The organism is Pseudoalteromonas sp. PAB 2.2, from assembly GCF_001938575.1.
In the GTDB taxonomy this organism is placed as follows: domain Bacteria; phylum Pseudomonadota; class Gammaproteobacteria; order Enterobacterales; family Alteromonadaceae; genus Pseudoalteromonas; species Pseudoalteromonas lipolytica.
Genome location: NZ_LYPI01000009.1, coordinates 351737 through 369308, shown reverse-complemented (window position 1 = coordinate 369308; position 17572 = coordinate 351737). Strand labels below are relative to the sequence as shown.

At 40.8% G+C, this 17572-nt stretch carries 11 protein-coding genes; 9 read left to right on the top strand and 2 right to left on the bottom strand.

Going from position 1 to position 17572, the window contains the following annotated elements; translation table 11 throughout:
• The first annotated feature begins 29 nt into the window (after positions 1 to 29).
• The gene (gene eno, locus BWD47_RS08310; RefSeq protein WP_036966640.1) at positions 30 to 1328 is read left to right on the top strand and encodes a phosphopyruvate hydratase; all 1299 of its coding nucleotides are present in this window, start codon (positions 30 to 32) and stop codon (positions 1326 to 1328) included.
• Positions 1329 to 1466: 138 nt separating this feature from the next.
• On the opposite strand, the gene BWD47_RS08305 is transcribed toward eno, so the two are convergent.
• A complete protein-coding gene (locus BWD47_RS08305; protein ID WP_075593793.1) occupies positions 1467 to 3617 on the bottom strand; it encodes a TonB-dependent receptor domain-containing protein in 2151 nt (716 codons plus the stop codon).
• 382 nt (positions 3618 to 3999) lie between these two features.
• Between BWD47_RS08305 and BWD47_RS20255 the strand changes: the two genes are divergently transcribed.
• Entirely contained in the window at positions 4000 to 4134 is a 135-nt protein-coding gene (locus BWD47_RS20255) for a hypothetical protein (RefSeq protein ID WP_256719294.1), read from the top strand.
• Here BWD47_RS20255 and BWD47_RS08300 read toward each other — a convergent pair.
• A complete protein-coding gene (locus BWD47_RS08300) occupies positions 4126 to 4971 on the bottom strand; it encodes a LysR family transcriptional regulator (RefSeq protein ID WP_065978637.1) in 846 nt (281 codons plus the stop codon). The genes BWD47_RS20255 and BWD47_RS08300 overlap by 9 nt on opposite strands.
• Positions 4972 to 5095: 124 nt before the next feature.
• Between BWD47_RS08300 and BWD47_RS08295 the strand changes: the two genes are divergently transcribed.
• The 7 genes from BWD47_RS08295 to BWD47_RS08265 all read left to right on the top strand — a co-directional run bounded on the left by BWD47_RS08295 (position 5096) and on the right by BWD47_RS08265 (position 17363).
• Positions 5096 to 5695 (top strand): hypothetical protein, encoded by a 600-nt coding sequence (locus BWD47_RS08295; RefSeq protein ID WP_036966649.1) that lies wholly within the window; start codon positions 5096 to 5098, stop codon positions 5693 to 5695.
• Positions 5696 to 5872: 177 nt separating this feature from the next.
• Entirely contained in the window at positions 5873 to 6955 is a 1083-nt protein-coding gene (gene gcvT, locus BWD47_RS08290) for a glycine cleavage system aminomethyltransferase GcvT (protein ID WP_075593792.1), read from the top strand.
• 53 nt (positions 6956 to 7008) lie between these two features.
• The gene (gene gcvH / locus BWD47_RS08285) at positions 7009 to 7398 is read left to right on the top strand and encodes a glycine cleavage system protein GcvH (protein ID WP_036966655.1); all 390 of its coding nucleotides are present in this window, start codon (positions 7009 to 7011) and stop codon (positions 7396 to 7398) included.
• A gap of 199 nt (positions 7399 to 7597) precedes the next feature.
• Positions 7598 to 10486 carry an aminomethyl-transferring glycine dehydrogenase gene (gene gcvP, locus BWD47_RS08280; RefSeq protein WP_075593791.1) on the top strand — a complete coding sequence of 963 codons (2889 nt, stop codon included), beginning with the start codon at positions 7598 to 7600 and terminating at the stop codon, positions 10484 to 10486.
• A gap of 449 nt (positions 10487 to 10935) precedes the next feature.
• A complete protein-coding gene (locus BWD47_RS08275; protein ID WP_075593790.1) occupies positions 10936 to 13659 on the top strand; it encodes a TrlF family AAA-like ATPase in 2724 nt (907 codons plus the stop codon).
• Positions 13660 to 14514: 855 nt separating this feature from the next.
• On the top strand, positions 14515 to 15537 hold the full coding sequence (arsB, locus tag BWD47_RS08270) for an ACR3 family arsenite efflux transporter (RefSeq protein ID WP_065978635.1): 1023 nt from the start codon (positions 14515 to 14517) through the stop codon (positions 15535 to 15537).
• Between the two features lie 275 nt (positions 15538 to 15812).
• Positions 15813 to 17363, top strand: coding sequence for an alkaline phosphatase D family protein (locus tag BWD47_RS08265; protein WP_075593789.1), 1551 nt, complete (start codon positions 15813 to 15815; stop codon positions 17361 to 17363).
• The last annotated feature ends 209 nt before the right edge of the window (positions 17364 to 17572 follow it).

Genomic DNA, 17572 nt, shown 5'->3' with positions numbered 1-17572 from the left:
TCACCATTTTCGGGAAAAGAGGAATCAAGATGTCAGAAATCGTAAAAGTGATTGGTCGCGAAATCATGGACTCGCGTGGTAACCCAACTGTTGAAGCTGATGTACATTTAGCTGATGGTTCATGGGGCCGTGCTGCAGCACCTTCTGGTGCATCAACAGGTACTCGCGAAGCGCTTGAATTACGTGATGGTGATAAAGCACGTTACTTAGGTAAAGGTGTTTTAAAAGCGGTAGGTTATATCAATAACGAAATCGCAGCGGCTCTTAAAGGCCAAAGCGCACTTGATCAACAAGCTGTTGACCAAGTAATGCTAGATTTAGACGGCACTGAAAATAAAGAAAAATTAGGTGCTAACGCAATCTTAGCGGTATCTTTAGCAACAGCTAAAGCAGCTGCAAACTCTAAAGGCGTTGAGCTTTATGAGCACATCGCTGACTTAAATGGTACGCCGGGCGTTTACTCTATGCCATTACCAATGATGAACATCATCAACGGTGGTGAGCACGCAGATAACTCTGTTGATATCCAAGAGTTCATGATCCAGCCAGTTGGCGCTGCAAACTTCCGTGAAGCACTGCGCATGGGCGCAGAAGTATTCCACAGTCTTGCAAAAGTACTTAAAGCAGACGGTCACTCTACATCAGTAGGTGATGAAGGTGGTTTTGCACCAAACCTTGAATCAAATGAAGCGGCACTTGCTGCAATTAAAGTGGCTGTTGCAAATGCAGGTTACGAGCTAGGTAAAGACATTACTTTAGCGCTAGACTGTGCTGCATCTGAGTTCTACGACAAAGAAGCAAACATCTACGACCTGAAAGGCGAAGGTAAAAAATTCACGTCAGAAGAATTTAACTATTTCCTTAAAGACCTAACAGAGCAGTACCCAATTGTTTCAATTGAAGACGGCCTAGATGAGTCTGATTGGGACGGTTTCGCACACCAAACAAAACTAATTGGCGATAAAGTTCAATTAGTAGGTGACGACCTTTTCGTAACAAACACGAAAATCTTAAAGCGTGGTATTGATAACGGTATTGCTAACTCAATCCTAATCAAGTTCAACCAAATCGGTTCATTAACTGAAACGCTTGCTGCGATTAAAATGGCAAAAGATGCTGGTTTCACTGCTGTTATCTCTCACCGTTCAGGTGAAACAGAAGATGCAACAATTGCAGATCTTGCTGTTGGTACGGCGGCTGGTCAAATTAAAACAGGTTCATTAAGCCGTTCTGACCGTGTTGCTAAATACAACCAACTTCTTCGTATTGAAGAAGCGTTAGGTGAAAAAGCACCTTTCAATGGTCTTAAAGAAGTGAAAGGTCAATAATAAACACACCGTTTATTTAGACTGATAAAAACCTCCTGCGGGAGGTTTTTTTATGTGTGAAAAGTTAAGCTTGAAAAAAGCAAAATAAAAAGCCGCGTGACTTTCATCACGCGGCTATCTTACTAATACGCTTCGGTATTAAAAAGAGTAGCTGTAACCTACTTGAAGGGTACGTGGCTTACCAGGTTGAATACCTCCGTTTGCACGGTTTGCGACGTAGGTTTTGTCAAACAGGTTGTCGACCGTTAGGTATACTTTTTGTTTGTCGTCGATAAGGTATTTAGCGGCTAAATCCCATACTACACGGCTGTCAATTGCGTTACGGCCTGAAGTTGATAAGTCTGCGTGTGCATCAGACACATAACGCATTTGCGTATCAAACACAAAGCTTGAGAACTCGGCACCAAACGAAAGCGCTAGCTGGTTTTCTGGTACATATGGCATAGCATCACCACTTTTAACGCTGCCCCAAAGATCTGATTCAAAGTCATTTTCAAACTCAGAGTTTGTGTAGGTATACGTTAAACGCACAGGGAATGAGGCTGTATCTGTTGCAAACACTTTACCGGCGCTCACTTCAAAACCAGATACCGACACTTCACCGTAGTTGTACTGGTCGCCAATGTTATTGTCGTTACAGCCTACAGCAGCAGTACAGTTACCGTGCATGTTTGTGTAGTCAGAGTTAAAGTAAATCACTTCACCATTAAAGCCTGCATAGTCGTAGCGACCCCCAAGCTCAATGTTAACACTCTCTTCTTCTTCTTGATCCGCATTACCTGGTGCTGCTGGCGCATACCCTTTTTGAATACCAGCAAGTAGCGTTAAGCTATCGCTAACAGTGTATGTTGCGCCCAGTGACGGCACTAAAATTTCAGTGTCGTTGCTGATATTTTTAGTTAAACCGTTTGCTCGTGTTGGATCTGATTTTGCCCATTCTTCACGTTTAATCGTGATATCTTCATAACGCAGACCCGCGCTAATTACTAATGCGTCTAATGACCACTCATCTTGAATGAATAGCGTTGTAGCTTCAGCGCTATCTACACGGTTGCTATCTGAACCTGGTACGCCTTTTTCAGTTAGCGTCATTGAAAGGTCTTGATTAAGCGTGTATTTGTCTTGCCATTGGAAGCGATCCATTTCGTCTTCGTGGTAACGCGCACCCACTGTAATGTAGTGGTTACCCGCAGGAATATGGAACTCTGTTTGTAAACCTTTCGCTTGGTAGTCACGGTTATTTGCTTTAACAGCAACCCCTTCGATACCTTCGCTGGTTGGGTTTGCTTCAAATTCGCTGTACTGTTCAAGGTAGCTTGAGCTTACTTTGCTCGCTTTATACCAGTTACGGTGGAAGTCATTTAAGTAAGCAGTTGCAAGTAACTCGTAACCTTTACCAAAGCGATATGCATAGTTAACTTGGTATGCATTGTGTTGCGTGTTCATTTCATCATTTTGCGAGGCAGCATAACGACGATATGGGTTTTCTTGGTAGTCTGTATCGGTTAAGCCCATGTAAGTTTCATCAGAGCGCTCGTCTGAGTATTTAACTTTCATTTCAAGGCTGTGAGCTTCGTTATCACCAAAATCAAAACCAAACTTTAATAAGAAATCGTTCTTTTCAAAACCAGAGTTATCGCTACCAACCGGTAATTCTTTAAAGCCATCTGCGCCGTAAGTGAATACTTCAACTAAGCCTGCTGCATTGTTTTTCTTTTTACCGAAGTATGCGTGGCCTTTGTAAAAACCATCGCTACCTAGTTCAGCGTTTAATAAACCTTTAGAACCTTCGGTCGGTAAGCTGCGTGATACTAAGTTTAAAACACCGCCCGTTGTACGTGGACCATATTTAACCGATGCAGCACCTTTAAGTACTTCGATAGACTCCATGCGGCCCATAGTAGGGAAGTAGTAAGCCGATGGTGCAGAGTAAGGAGCAGGAGCAACAAGAACGCCGTCTTCCATTACAGAGATTTTATCGTTACGGCCAGTACCTGTACCACGCATACCAATGTTAGGGCGTAGACCATAGCCATCTTCTTCTTGAACGTATACACCGGGCACCGCACTTAAAACACGTGAGATGTCGGTGTATTCAAACTTTTCAAGATCTTGCTCGCTGATGAAAGTAGCAGAACCCGGAATATCGTTAATAGCAGATGCAGAGCCAATGACAGTAATTTGCTCGAAGTTCTTTTCTTCTTTAGTTACATCTTTAGCAAAAGCATTAGCGCTAAGTGATAACGCTATGGCAGTAGAAAGAGTTGAAACAATAAACGTAGGTTTCATTGTGCGTCCTGTGTATGTTTAGATTTTTTTAACCGGCGCAATTTAAACATGTAAAGTAATGCGAATCAATCCTATTTGTAATAAAATTGATATAAAGCATAAGTTCATGAATTAAAATGAAAATAATAAATACAGTAGTATTGTAGTATTATTTGTGTGCGATACCTCGTTAAGTAATACTTAACGATGTGCTAATTGGGTGAGTATGATGCAAAGGCAATATTTGTTGCTGCATAACACGCTAACCACTTGCAGGTTATAAGTTTAAACCTGCATGGCGAAAACCGTGCCCACAAGTAGGGTATTGCAGGGGGGGATTAGGTGTCGGCGTGCAATTTATTTTGCGATAAACGGCTCAATACGAAACATAGAAGGCGTTTTAATGCCGAAAAAAGACTTTCAAGGTGAAATAAAACAACACTCATCGAAATACTCATCCACCGAAACACTCAACGAAACACTCACATCCACATCGAAATACTCAATCAATGAATTAATCGCCACTCGCTTACGTTAAACGCAGCGCAATAAACTCGGCAAGTTTATCAACCGCATTGCCCGGTTCGTCAGCCCGCTTAATTAAACTAATCCCTATTTGGCCTAATTCAGGCAGATCCTTGGTGTGTAGTTGATAGTTTAGCTCATTCGGTACGGTGCTTTTTGCTAAAACAGTAATACCTAACCCTTCTTTTAATGCCGCAGTAAGGCCTGTTAAATCGGCATTACTGTACGCAATACGGTATTTAATCCCTGCGTGCTGCAATGCATCAATCGCGCGGCGACGATAAATACAGCCCTCGGGAGCGGTAACAAGGGTAACTACATCGTTTTGTGCTAGGTTTAAATCGCCTACCCACACCAGTTGATCTTGCATAAAAATAGGGAACTTGGCCGACTCGAGTTCTTCGTTTAGAGCAAGCACCAGATCAAACTGATCTTGGCGCGATACCGACAATAAATGTTTACTTAAGCGCGAGCGAACCTCTAGCGATACATCAGGGTAGAGCGCCACAAAGTCGCCAATAATAGAAGGCAAGATACGCGCAGCAAATTCGCTGGGAATACCTAAGCGCACTTTACCGGTTACGTTTTCGCTGGTGAACTGCTGCAAAATGGCATCGTTTTGTTGCAACATTTGTTTTGCCAAAGGCAGCAATAACTCACCGTATTGATTGAGTACTTGGCGTTGCCCCTGCTTTTTAAATAGCTTGTGGCCAAGCATATCTTCAAGCCGTTTTATTTGCAGACTAACCGCCGGTTGCGACAGCCCTAATAGCTCGCCAGCTTTGGCAAAACCACCTACTTCAACAACCGCAACGAGGGTGCGTAAACTATCGGTAGAAATATTTTTCATTTAAAAATTCTATTTATAGGGCTGCATATATAAGTATTATTTATCAATTGATAAATAATTACAATTTGTTGTTGCAAGCACGGGACAATATACTTCAAGCATTAAAGATTGATAGGTGTCACATATGACTTTTACGCCAATAATGTTTGCTCGTCACAGCCAAGCTAATACGCCAGCAAACAACGTGCTACAAGCAAATAGCGATACTGCCATTATGGATTTTAGTGGCACTGAAGCAATCCCATTTTTAACGACTATTTTAGGTCTTGATATTAATAAGCTAACCGCCAGCGGTTTAGGCTTACGCAGCTCATTAGACGATGACCTAACAAGCAGCTACGCTTATGCGTTGTATTACTTTAACGAAACCGCTTTTCGTTTTGTACTCGCCAAAGACGCCAGCGTGCAGCTGCAGTCGCTAATAAACGAGCAACAACTGCGTTACGATATTGATTATGTTATGCGTAACGACTTAAGCGCGTTAACCTTAAGTGGTGAGCAAGCGTTTGATGCCTTGGTAGATAACTTTAAGCTAACACCAGGCCTGCGTTTATCTGACATGCGCAGCTGTTATGGTGCACAAAGCGGTGAGGTATTTATTACCGCGATTGATAACCAAGATCAGCAGCAGTTTCAACTGGTAGCGCGCCAAGCAGAGCTTGATAAATGGCAAGCGCACTTACAGCAGCTCGGGTTTGATTTAACCTTAGCGGATGTTGCTTAAAGTATAAATTTTAAAAACAGCTACACACTTGGGTGTTTAGCTGTTTTTTGTAGTTACAAATCGCAATTTGGGTGTGACAACTGTGCAACTAATGTATAATCGCCGCCCATGTTATTCCCCCTCATTAAATTGAGGCCACGCCCACTTAGTGGGTTAATTTAAAAGTGAAGGAATATTATGACTTCTAAAACAGTTTTACATGCTAAGCACCTTGAAGCTGGCGCAAAAATGGTTGATTTTCACGGCTGGGAAATGCCAATCAACTACGGCTCACAAATCGAAGAGCATAATGCGGTTCGCGCAGATGCAGGTATGTTTGACGTATCGCACATGACAATTGTTGATGTGCAAGGCGAACAAGCACAAGCGTTCTTACGTAAGCTAGTAGCAAACGACGTTGCTAAGTTAACGGTACCGGGTAAAGCACTTTACACAGGTATGCTTAACGAAGAAGGCGGCGTAATCGACGACCTTATCATCTACTTTTTTTCAGAAACTGACTATCGTTTAGTTGTTAACTCAGCAACCCGTGAAAAAGATTTAGCGCATTTAGCTAAAGTTTCGGCTGATTTCGCCGTAACGGTTACTGAGCGTCCTGAATTTGCAATGATTGCCGTTCAAGGCCCTAATGCACGTGCTAAAACGGCCACTGTACTTACTGCAGAGCAACAAGCTGCTGTTGAAGGTATGAAGCCGTTTTTTGGTGTGCAAGCTGGTGATTTATTTATTGCAACAACAGGCTATACTGGCGAAGATGGTTATGAGATCGTAGTACCTAATGATCAAGCTGCTGATTTGTGGCAACAACTTCTAGATGCAGGCGTAGCGCCAGCGGGTCTAGGAGCACGCGACACACTTCGTCTAGAGGCAGGTATGAACCTTTACGGCTTAGATATGGACGAAAGCGTATCACCACTTGCTGCTAACATGGCGTGGACGATTGCGTGGGAGCCAGAAGATCGTAAGTTTATCGGTCGTGAAGTATTAGAACAGCAACGCGCTGACAAAAGCACAGACAAACTAGTTGGTTTAGTGCTTGAAGAAAAAGGCGTATTGCGTAGCGGTTTAAAAGTCATCGTTGAAGGTGGTGAAGGGGTGATTACCTCTGGTACATTCTCACCAACACTTGGTCACAGTGTCGCTCTTGCACGCGTTCCGCGTTCAACTGGCGAAACAGCTCAAGTAGAGATGCGTAAAAAACTGGTTAACGTTAAGGTTGTTAAACCTTGCTTTGTACGTAACGGTAAATCAGTTATCTAAGTAATATAAAAAATTTGGTGTTATCACCCAATATAAACCAAAGGAACAAAAAAATGAGCAATATCCCAAGCGAATTAAAATATGCTACTTCACACGAGTGGGTTCGCGACGAAGGTGACGGTACGTTTACTGTAGGTATCACTGAGCACGCACAAGAACTTCTTGGCGACATGGTATTCGTAGAATTACCAGAAGTTGGTGATGAAGTTGACGCGGGTGAAGACTGCGCAGTAGCAGAGTCTGTTAAAGCAGCATCTGACATCTACGCACCAATCAGCGGTGAAATCGTTGCAATCAACGAAGATCTTGAAGATTCGCCTGAAACAGTAAATAACGACCCGTACATCGACGGTTGGTTATTCCGTATCAAAGCATCTGACACATCAGAGCTTGATAACCTGTTAGACGCTGAAGGCTACGCTAACACGATCGACGAAGACTAATTAATTAGTCACGCCGACTAAAAGCCCCGTCTAGATCCCCAGCTAATTAAATGCGTAGCTTGGGTTTCACAGGGGCTTTTATGATTTTATAGCTTACCTTTCCATACGCTGTAAGTTATTGAATCACCCTGTTTTTAAGTTATTGCCAGTTACCCATTGGCAGTAACCACTTTTTTTTGGATCATAGGAATCTGGACAAATGTCAAACGCCAAATCTCTTGAACAATTAGAGCAGAAGCAAGATTTTATTCGCCGTCACATTGGGCCAAGCCCAGCGCAAGTAAGCGACATGCTGAGCGCTCTTGGAGTATCGAGTGTTGAAGAGCTGATCGGTCAAACGGTACCTGCAAGCATTCGCTTAGAGCAAGGTTTATCAATTGGTGAAAGCCGCACTGAAGTTGAAACACTAAGCTACTTAAAATCTGTAGCAAGCAAAAATAAAGTGTTCAAATCTTACATTGGTCAAGGCTACCACCCAACTCACGTACCTCACGTAATTTTACGTAACGTACTAGAGAACCCAGGCTGGTACACGGCGTATACACCATACCAACCAGAGATTGCACAAGGTCGTTTAGAATCATTATTAAACTTCCAGACTATGACCCTAGACCTAACTGGTCTTGACCTTGCAAGCGCATCGTTACTTGACGAATCAACAGCTGCGGCTGAAGCAATGGGCCTTGCAAAGCGTGTTGCTAAATCAAAATCAAATGCATTCTTCATTGCTGATGACGTACACACACAAACAATCGACGTTGTTGCGACACGTGCAGAGCAGTTCGGTTTTGACGTTATCGTAGGTAAAGCGGCAGAAGCGCTAGACCACGACATTTTTGGTGCGTTATTCCAATACCCATCAACAACGGGTGAAATTACAGACGTAACCGATTTAATCGCTGGCGTTCAAAGCAAAAAAGCAATTGCCTGTGTTGCCGCAGACATCATGAGCTTATTACTACTTAAAGCACCGGGTAAACTTGGCGCAGACGTAGTACTTGGTTCAGCACAGCGTTTTGGTGTACCTATGGGTTACGGTGGTCCACACGCTGCATTCTTTGCAACACGCGACAAGTACAAGCGTTCATTACCGGGGCGTATTATCGGTGTATCTAAAGACCGCTTAGGTAACGACGCACTACGTATGGCAATGCAAACACGTGAACAACACATTCGTCGTGAAAAAGCCAACTCAAACATTTGTACAGCGCAAGTATTACTAGCGAACATGGCTGCGTTCTACGCGGTTTACCATGGTCCTGAAGGCCTTAAAACAATCGCTCAGCGTATTCACCGTTTTGCTGATATTTTAGCGACTGGCTTAAAAGCGAAAGGCGTAAACCTTAAGCACGACACATGGTTCGACACCATTACCGTTGTTGCAGACAACAAAGACGACGTTGTTGCACGCGCAGTAGCAAATGGCGTTAACTTTGCGTCAAACCGTGCGGGTGAATACTCAATTTCTGTATCAGAAACAACAACGCGTGCAGACGTAGCTGAACTATTCGACATCATTTTAGGTGACGACCACGGCCTAAGCGTTGACGCACTTGCGAACGAAATCGAAGTAAACGGCAGCAACTCAATTCCTGCAAGCCTTGTACGCGATGACGAAATTCTAACGCACCCTAACTTCAACTCGTACCACAGCGAGACTGAAATGTTGCGTTATATCAAGCGTCTAGAAAACAAAGATTTAGCGCTTAACCACTCAATGATCTCATTAGGTTCATGTACCATGAAACTTAATGCGACAGCAGAGATGATCCCAATCACTTGGCCTGAGTTTGCAAACCTACACCCATTCTGCCCACTTGATCAGGCAGCGGGTTACCAAATCATGATGACTGAGTTACATGATTGGTTAGTAAACATCACAGGTTACGATGCCGTTTCACTGCAACCTAACTCAGGTGCACAAGGTGAGTACGCAGGCTTAATCGCTATTCGTAAATACCACGAGTCACGCGGTGAAGGTCACCGTAACGTATGTTTGATCCCAAGTTCAGCGCACGGTACAAACCCAGCGTCTGCACAAATGGCAAGCATGAAAATCGTGGTTGTTGACTGTGATAAAAACGGTAACGTTGATATGGCAGACCTTAAAGCGAAAGCCGAAGAGGTATCTGAAAACCTATCGTGTATCATGATCACGTACCCATCTACACACGGCGTTTACGAAGAAACAATTCGTGAAATCTGTGACATCGTGCATCAGCACGGCGGTCAAGTGTACATGGACGGCGCAAACATGAACGCGCAAGTAGGTGTTACAAGCCCAGGTTCAATCGGTTCTGACGTATCGCACCTTAACCTACATAAAACATTCTGTATTCCACACGGTGGTGGTGGTCCAGGTGTTGGCCCTATCGGTGTTAAATCTCACCTAGCGCCATTTATGCCTAACCACAGTGTAATTAACGTTGCTGGCACAAACATTGGTAACGGTGCGGTTTCTGCAGCCCCTTACGGCTCAGCAGCAATTTTACCAATCTCGTGGGCATACATTGCCATGATGGGTTCTGAAGGCTTGAAACAAGCAACAGAAATGGCTATCGTGAACGCTAACTACTTATCAGAGAAGCTAAGCGAGCACTACCCAATTTTATACCGTGGCCGTAACAACCGCGTTGCGCACGAGTGTATTGTTGACCTACGCCCACTTAAAGAGCAAACAGGCGTGACAGAAATGGACGTAGCTAAACGTCTTCAAGACTACGGCTTCCATTCACCAACTATGTCATTCCCAGTAGCTGGCACACTAATGATTGAGCCAACTGAGTCTGAGTCAAAAGTTGAAATTGACCGTTTCATCGAAGCCATGGTGTCAATCAAGTCAGAAATCGACCGTATCGCATCTGGCGAATGGTCAATTGAAAACAACCCGCTCGTGTTTGCACCGCATACACAAGAAGACGTACTAGGCAATGAGTGGGACCGTGCATACGACCGTTTCTACGCAGCATTCCCAGTACCAAGCGTAGCAAAAGACAAATTCTGGCCTACAGTAACGCGTATCGATGACGTATACGGCGACCGTAACCTAGTTTGTTCATGCCCAGCGGTTGAGACATACCGTGACTAAGGTTTGATTTGATAACTGGTAATGAAGATTGTGACAGTTTTAATGAAGTCTGTGACAGGTAATTAAGATTGTGACAATCTAGCCAGTAGAACACTAAAAAGGCGAACCAAATGGTTCGCCTTTTTGTTAACTCGTTTTTACCAAAAATGAGTTAACGTAAATGCTCTAATGGCGGTTTTGAGCGATGAAAAGACGCTTGTAGAGAGTTATGGTGATCAGCTCAACTTTATGTTGCAGACATTCAGCCAGCTCATTTCAGTATGAAATTTGTTAGTTATTCTCTCGCTATATTTACATCATCTGCAAAACACTAATCAGATTAGTTTTCTGAAAAATACATATCTAATTATTTAGTTGCAAAACCAGAGTCCGATCACTTAATGTATAAAACACAATGAAGATAATATATTTATTTTTAAAATTAGTTCTATCCAATTGAAGGAAGGAAAATGATTGGCTCAATATGGAATAAATGGGATTTACACGTTCATTCGCCATTCACGCATCAGAACAATCAATATAATGGCACAACTATCGAAAATTATGTTGATGCTTTAATTACTAATGATATTGCCCTTGTTGGTGTGACTAATTACTTTTATTTTGCAGATAATGAGCTTGAAGTCATTCGTGAAGAGATAGCCAAAAAAGGCGCTGATATTACTGTTTTAGGTAATGTTGAGTTTAGATTAACCCAACCTAATAAAGACGGAGAGTGGATAAATGTTCATTGTATTTTCGCAGAACATATTACCAGTGCTCAAATAAATGAAGCCTTATCTAAATTTCAAATTGCTAATACAGGAGGTTTTCAACAAGCAATTTATTGCTGCCAAAATTCATTTACTCAAAACGGAATTAAACCTTCCGATGTTACGGTTAATTTTGAAAGTTTAATTGAACACATGAAAATAAGTTTTCGATTTGGTGTCGATTATCTCATTGCTGTATGTCCAAATGGTTATGGTGGTTTTAGACCAAAGAGAGAAGGTCGTTCTATTGCAATGGCGATAGAAATAGAGAAAAAAGGTCAGCTATTACTTGGTACTAAAGATGATCGGGAATTTTTCTTAAACTGTCTGGATAGGTATGAAGGTGCTGTACCTAAACCTGTTTTTTGCTGCTCTGATGCACATGGTTTTATAAGCGATCCCAAAAATGGCAGGTTTTCTGTTGGTGAAAACTATACGTGGGTAAAAGCAAAGCCAACGTTTGAAGGGCTAAGGCAGGCATTAATTGAACCAGAAATTAGAGTTCAACAATCAGATGATTTTATTGAAAAAACGTTTATAAAACCTAAATTCACTTCAATTCAGTTAAATGGTGAAATTTTTACTGGTCAAGCAATTAAATTCCTACCGCAAACTATTCCGTTAAACCCTAATATGGTGGCAATTATTGGGGGGCGTGGTACAGGGAAAAGCTTGTTTCTAGACTCAATGCATTCAATGTTTAATCATCAAGCAGTATTTACTAATGCTCGTAGGGTTGAGGTTAATAGTTTGAAGATTACTTTTGACCAAGGTGATGGTACTGAGCTGGTGTTTAACTCATTAGATGATACATATTCATATCTGCACGTATCTCAGGGGGATATTCAAAACTTCAGCCAAGAGCCGAGCCAATTGAGTGACGAAATAAAACGAATGCTAGGTATTCATGGAGCAACTTTCGATTCAGTGACATCAAATGCAATTACTGAAAATATAGGCAAATATAGGAGTTTTGTTCAATATTGGGAGTTATCTGATGACGTTGGCAACAGGCTCAATACTCCTACGTATCAAAACGCCATTAAAGAGAAATTTATTAAATTAATGGCAACTATAACTAACCCTCAAAATAAGCAACATATTGAACAATATCAAATTAACCTGAAGTCGATAAACGAAAAACAGTTATTTATTAATGAACTAAGAGAGGTTCAAGCAGCAATAACTAGGTCTATAAATGATATTAATAATAGTTTAGGTAGTGTTAATCTCAAGCTATTGAAACCAAACCAAATCCCCTTACTTAACACTACTGCTACAAATGACAAAATCACCTCCAATATTTTGCAATTTGAAAGTGAAATTGAACAGTTAAGTACTGGTAACTCAGCGATTGTTGTAGCTTTTCAACAACAAGGGATAAATCAGGACATATCATCGTTATTGGATAAGATTTCTGAGTACCAATTGGCTATTGATACAGCAGATTCCAAACTTCAGGAAATACAAACTAAGACAGAACAATATCATGACTATGTTAAATCAAGAGCAGAATTAGCTTCATCGTACCGTAACTACTTAATTGAAGAAAAATTGAAAGTAGATGACAAATTTCAATCGCTAAAATTAGAAAAAAAACATTGGAATGATGAGCAAAATGAATTGGTTGCTTCTATGTTGGATGAAATCAATATCAATGGCAGCATTATTTTTGATAGTAAAAAGTTTTATGAAGGGCTTGAAAGATGTCTAAACCGAGGAAAATTTAGGGCTACACAATCCAAAACAACAGCAAAACGTTTAGAAGAGATGTTTGCTATACGGCAATCCACTGCAATTGATGACTTTTTTAATTTGATAAAAGGGAATAAACAAATTGCTTGTGAAGGTGATGTGGATGAGCATGGGCAACAAGTACTAATTTCGATTGAAGATTTTTTTTGGAGATCAGAGTTTTTCAATCAAGGTGGAAGATTCGAGCTACTTAACTATTTGTTCTCACCTGAAAGCATGAAAACATTCCTTTATGTTAATGCTGAATTTGAATATAAAGGTAAAACAGTAGATAAACTGAGTGTGGGTCAAAGAGGTACATTCTATGTCTGTCTTAAATTAGCGACAGATCCATTTGGCAGCCCTTTTGTATTTGATCAACCTGAAGATGACTTGGACAATGATTTTATCATGAGCCAGTTAGTGCCATTATTCAGGAAAATTAAGAAATATCGTCAGGTCATTATAGTTACACATAATGCAAACTTAGTTGTTAATACTGATGCAGAACAGATAATTGTAGCTAACAACGAGAGCGAAGTTATCAGTTATAATTCCGGTGCATTAGAAGATGGGACGATTGCAGATGGAGTAGGCACTAAAGCGAGTATTTGTAATATACTCGAAGGGGGTAGCTATGCTTTTGAAAAACGTGAGCGTAAATATGGAATTCAAGCATTAGTTTGAATACTGCATCACCATTTTCACTCATGATTTTTTGAAGTGATTGATTATTTGAAATTTGAGTTTAATGGCCACTTTTGTGAGGTGCAGCTTTAAATTCAATTTTCTGAGATTCATATGTCACAAACTTAATTTTAGATAATTGATAATTCAAAAACCATAGTGTAAAGTCAGTCACAATCTTCATTAGTTAAATTAGTTAACTATTTTATAGAAAAATTTGATTTTTAGTCACAAACTTCATTTCTAGTCATCATGATTAAATTCAAATGCCAAAAAGCCGTTGCAGCAATGTAACGGCTTTTTTGTTGGAGAAAGTTAGCGAGTTGCGAGGGGAAAGTTACGAGGAACGAGTTTCGAGATGTGAGTTGTAGGAGGCGTTTTAACGCCGAAAAAAGAGTTATTAGATATCAGTCGTCAGAAGTCAGATTAAGAATACAAGTTAGCGAGGGAGCGAGTTAGCAAGGGGAAAACGTATATAAGCTAGTTTGTGCCTGCACATAGCTTAGGCTAAACACGATACCGTAGGCGTGAAATTTATTTCGCGAGTAAATTAGAGTAAAGTCAAAAAGCAAGACCTGACCCCATTTCTTTCCCCAGAGTAAAGCGCAACACAGCTGGCTATTCAGTATTTTGTTTTAAGTTATAAAAACGATTAAATATCAAAATACTAGGTAGACAAATGAGGATAGGTGTCTAACATCAATTTAAAGTGAAGATAGGGAAGTTCTAAAACACACTGTTTTTATGCGGTAGTGAATAAACCGACCTTCAATGAACATGAGTTAGCTTTATAAAATATGCTGCGTAAAATGCCATAACTCGAATGGCGAGCTACTGTAACTAGGGAGTGCAAGTATGGGAATCTTTGAGCGCTATTTATCTGTGTGGGTCGCGATATCTATTGCCGCTGGGGTTGCGTTAGGCATTGTTTATCCGCCTTTGTTTGAAGCGATTGCAAAGCTCGAAGTTGCGCACGTCAACGTGGTTGTTGCTGTTTTTATTTGGGTGATGATTTACCCAATGATGGTGCAGGTCGACTTTTCAACCATTAAAGAGGTCGGTAAAAACCCGCAAGGCCTAGTATTAACCTTGGTGATTAATTGGCTTATTAAGCCGTTCTCTATGGCTGCATTAGGGTGGCTGTTTTTCGAAGGATTGTTTGCCGATTTTGTTTCACCAGAAACGGCTCAAGAATATATTGCGGGTATGATTTTACTGGGGGTAGCCCCTTGTACTGCGATGGTGTTTGTGTGGTCGCAATTAACAAAGGGCGATGCTAATTACACCTTAGTGCAAGTGTCGGTAAACGATATCATCATGATTTTTGCTTTTGCTCCTATTGCTGGTTTATTGCTCGGTGTGACAGATATTCATGTACCGTGGGGCACCTTGTTTATATCTGTCGTGTTGTACGTGTTATTGCCTTTAATCGCGGGTGTACTTACACGAAAAAGTATTAATCGTTCAGGGCGAGACGAAGCGTCTATTGCTGGCTTATTGGATAAGTTAAAGCCGTTTTCTGTTATTGGCTTGTTGGCAACCGTGGTACTTTTATTTGGTTTTCAGGCGAATACAATTATTGAGCAACCTTTAAATATTGTATTAATTGCTATTCCATTAATTCTTCAAACCTACGGCATTTTCATTATTGCTTACTTTATTGCGGTAAAACTTAAGCTTAAACACAACATTGCAGCGCCTGCTTGTTTAATTGGCACCTCAAATTTCTTTGAGTTGGCGGTAGCCGTAGCAATTTCTCTTTTTGGCTTACATTCTGGTGCGGCATTAGCAACGGTGGTTGGCGTGCTTGTTGAAGTACCCGTTATGCTTTCTCTTGTAGCTATTGTGAATAAAACTAAACATTGGTTTACCGAATAATAGAGATTTAGCGCCTAAACTAGACTGTAAACGTGAAATTTATTTTGCGCGGAGGAGTTAGTGTAAAGTCAAAAAGAAAGACCTCCGTATTAACCGTGAAATTCTTGATAATCATGTTAATTTACAATGCGTTAAAAGGTTTGTTTTTGTAGTTAGTTTACTAGGGCAGAGTATGAATTTTCTCTATTTAACGGAATTATTGAGAATTAATGTCTGGAGAAATAATATAACCTTGCCTATTATTTGAACATAAGAAATATAAGCAAGGATATGCGATGCTCGTTAAACCTTTATTGATTGGTCCAATTGTTGGGCACACTACATCGTCAAGTTTTCGTGTTGGTGGTAGTTGTTTAAATGCTGATAGTTGTATTGGTGTTATTCGAGTTAGAGAATCGGAATCACCTCAGTTTTTCCCCATTCGGACTTTTCATTTCAGTGCCTATTACAATGATATGGGCATTGTTGATATTTTGTCGCTAGAAGCTAATACGACCTACATTTACGAAGTCGGCTATGTAATCTGCGATACGTTGGCTGAACTAAATCAAGCAATTGAAGAAGATAAGCTGGTTTGGGGAGCTGAAAAGACTCCAGATTTAAATGGACAAATAACGACTTTTCCAGACGAAAATAATGCTACTACTCGATTTATTATGGGGTCATGCCGTGACAACCTCGGCAATAAAGGCGAGGAGACATTCGACAATATATATGCTTACCTTGATGAAATTGACGAAGAACTAAGACCAACCATGTTGTTTATGTTAGGTGATCAAATATACATCGACCATGCGCATATTTTAGATAAGTATCAATTTAGACCTAAAATTGAAGACTATTTCAAAGAATATAGCGAAGCGTTTGGTTTATACATGTTTAACAAAGTCACTCGGCAACTACCTTGCTATATGATGATGGACGACCATGAAATACAAAATGATTGGTCATTAGGTAAATTCAAAGAAGACGAAAATAAAGTTAATCAGCAGTTCAATAAAAATACTCTTAAATATGGCCTTAGGGCATATGAGGCACACCAAGCTGCCTTCTCTAACCTAATTGAAGACCCTGAACAGTTTATCCAACAAAATTTCCCCTTCCATCCAACCGAAAACCGCAAAAAGTATTGGTACAAGTTTACTCATAGCAACAGTGACTTTTTCTTTCTAGATGTGCGCGGTGATAGTGAAGTAAGATCTAAAAAATATGAAGCTGAACACACCACTGAACCGAAAATCTTGAGTGATGCTCAATATACTGAGTTGTGTTCATGGCTAAGTGATGGCAGTGGTAACGTTAAATTTATTGCTAGTTCTATTCCCGTATTTCCTGATACCAGAGGTAAACTAGGCACTCCTGAAGATAAATGGTTCTTAGCCGCAAAGCAGCGTGTAGAGTTACTCGATTATATTCGAACACTTGATGAACGCCCTCAAGTAGTGTTTTTATCAGGTGACGTGCATATTTCAGCCGCTGCTCAATTGACTCATGAAGATGATCCAGATTTTAAAGTATTTAATGTCATATCTTCTGCCTTTCATTGGTTTGTTTTGGGCTTGCAAGAAGATCATTTTGACTGGGGCAAATTATTAGCAAAGAAAGCGAGGGCAGACCATGTTGAAGATGGTAATGCCACGTTTTCCAAATATCATTCAGAAAGTGTGATTAAAACGGCCTTTGGTAAGCCCAAAATATTTAAACGTAATAACTTTGCGATAGTAAGTGTTGAGAAGGTAGATGGCAAAAATCAAGTTTCGATTGAGTTTCGAAGGGGAAAGGACTATAGCAAAGTACTTAAAAATATCATATTGGACTTTAGGTAACACAAAAACCAAGGGGTCAGGCCTTTCTTTTTCTCTAACTCCTTTACCAATCCTAAACCAACACTATGCTGTTAGCACCTAGCACCTAGCACCTAGCACCTAGCACCTAGCACCTAGCACCTAGCACCTAGCACCTAGCACCTAGCACCTAGCACCGTAGGCGTGAAATTTATTTCACGCGATGTCTACTTGCAACTCGCTAACTTGTG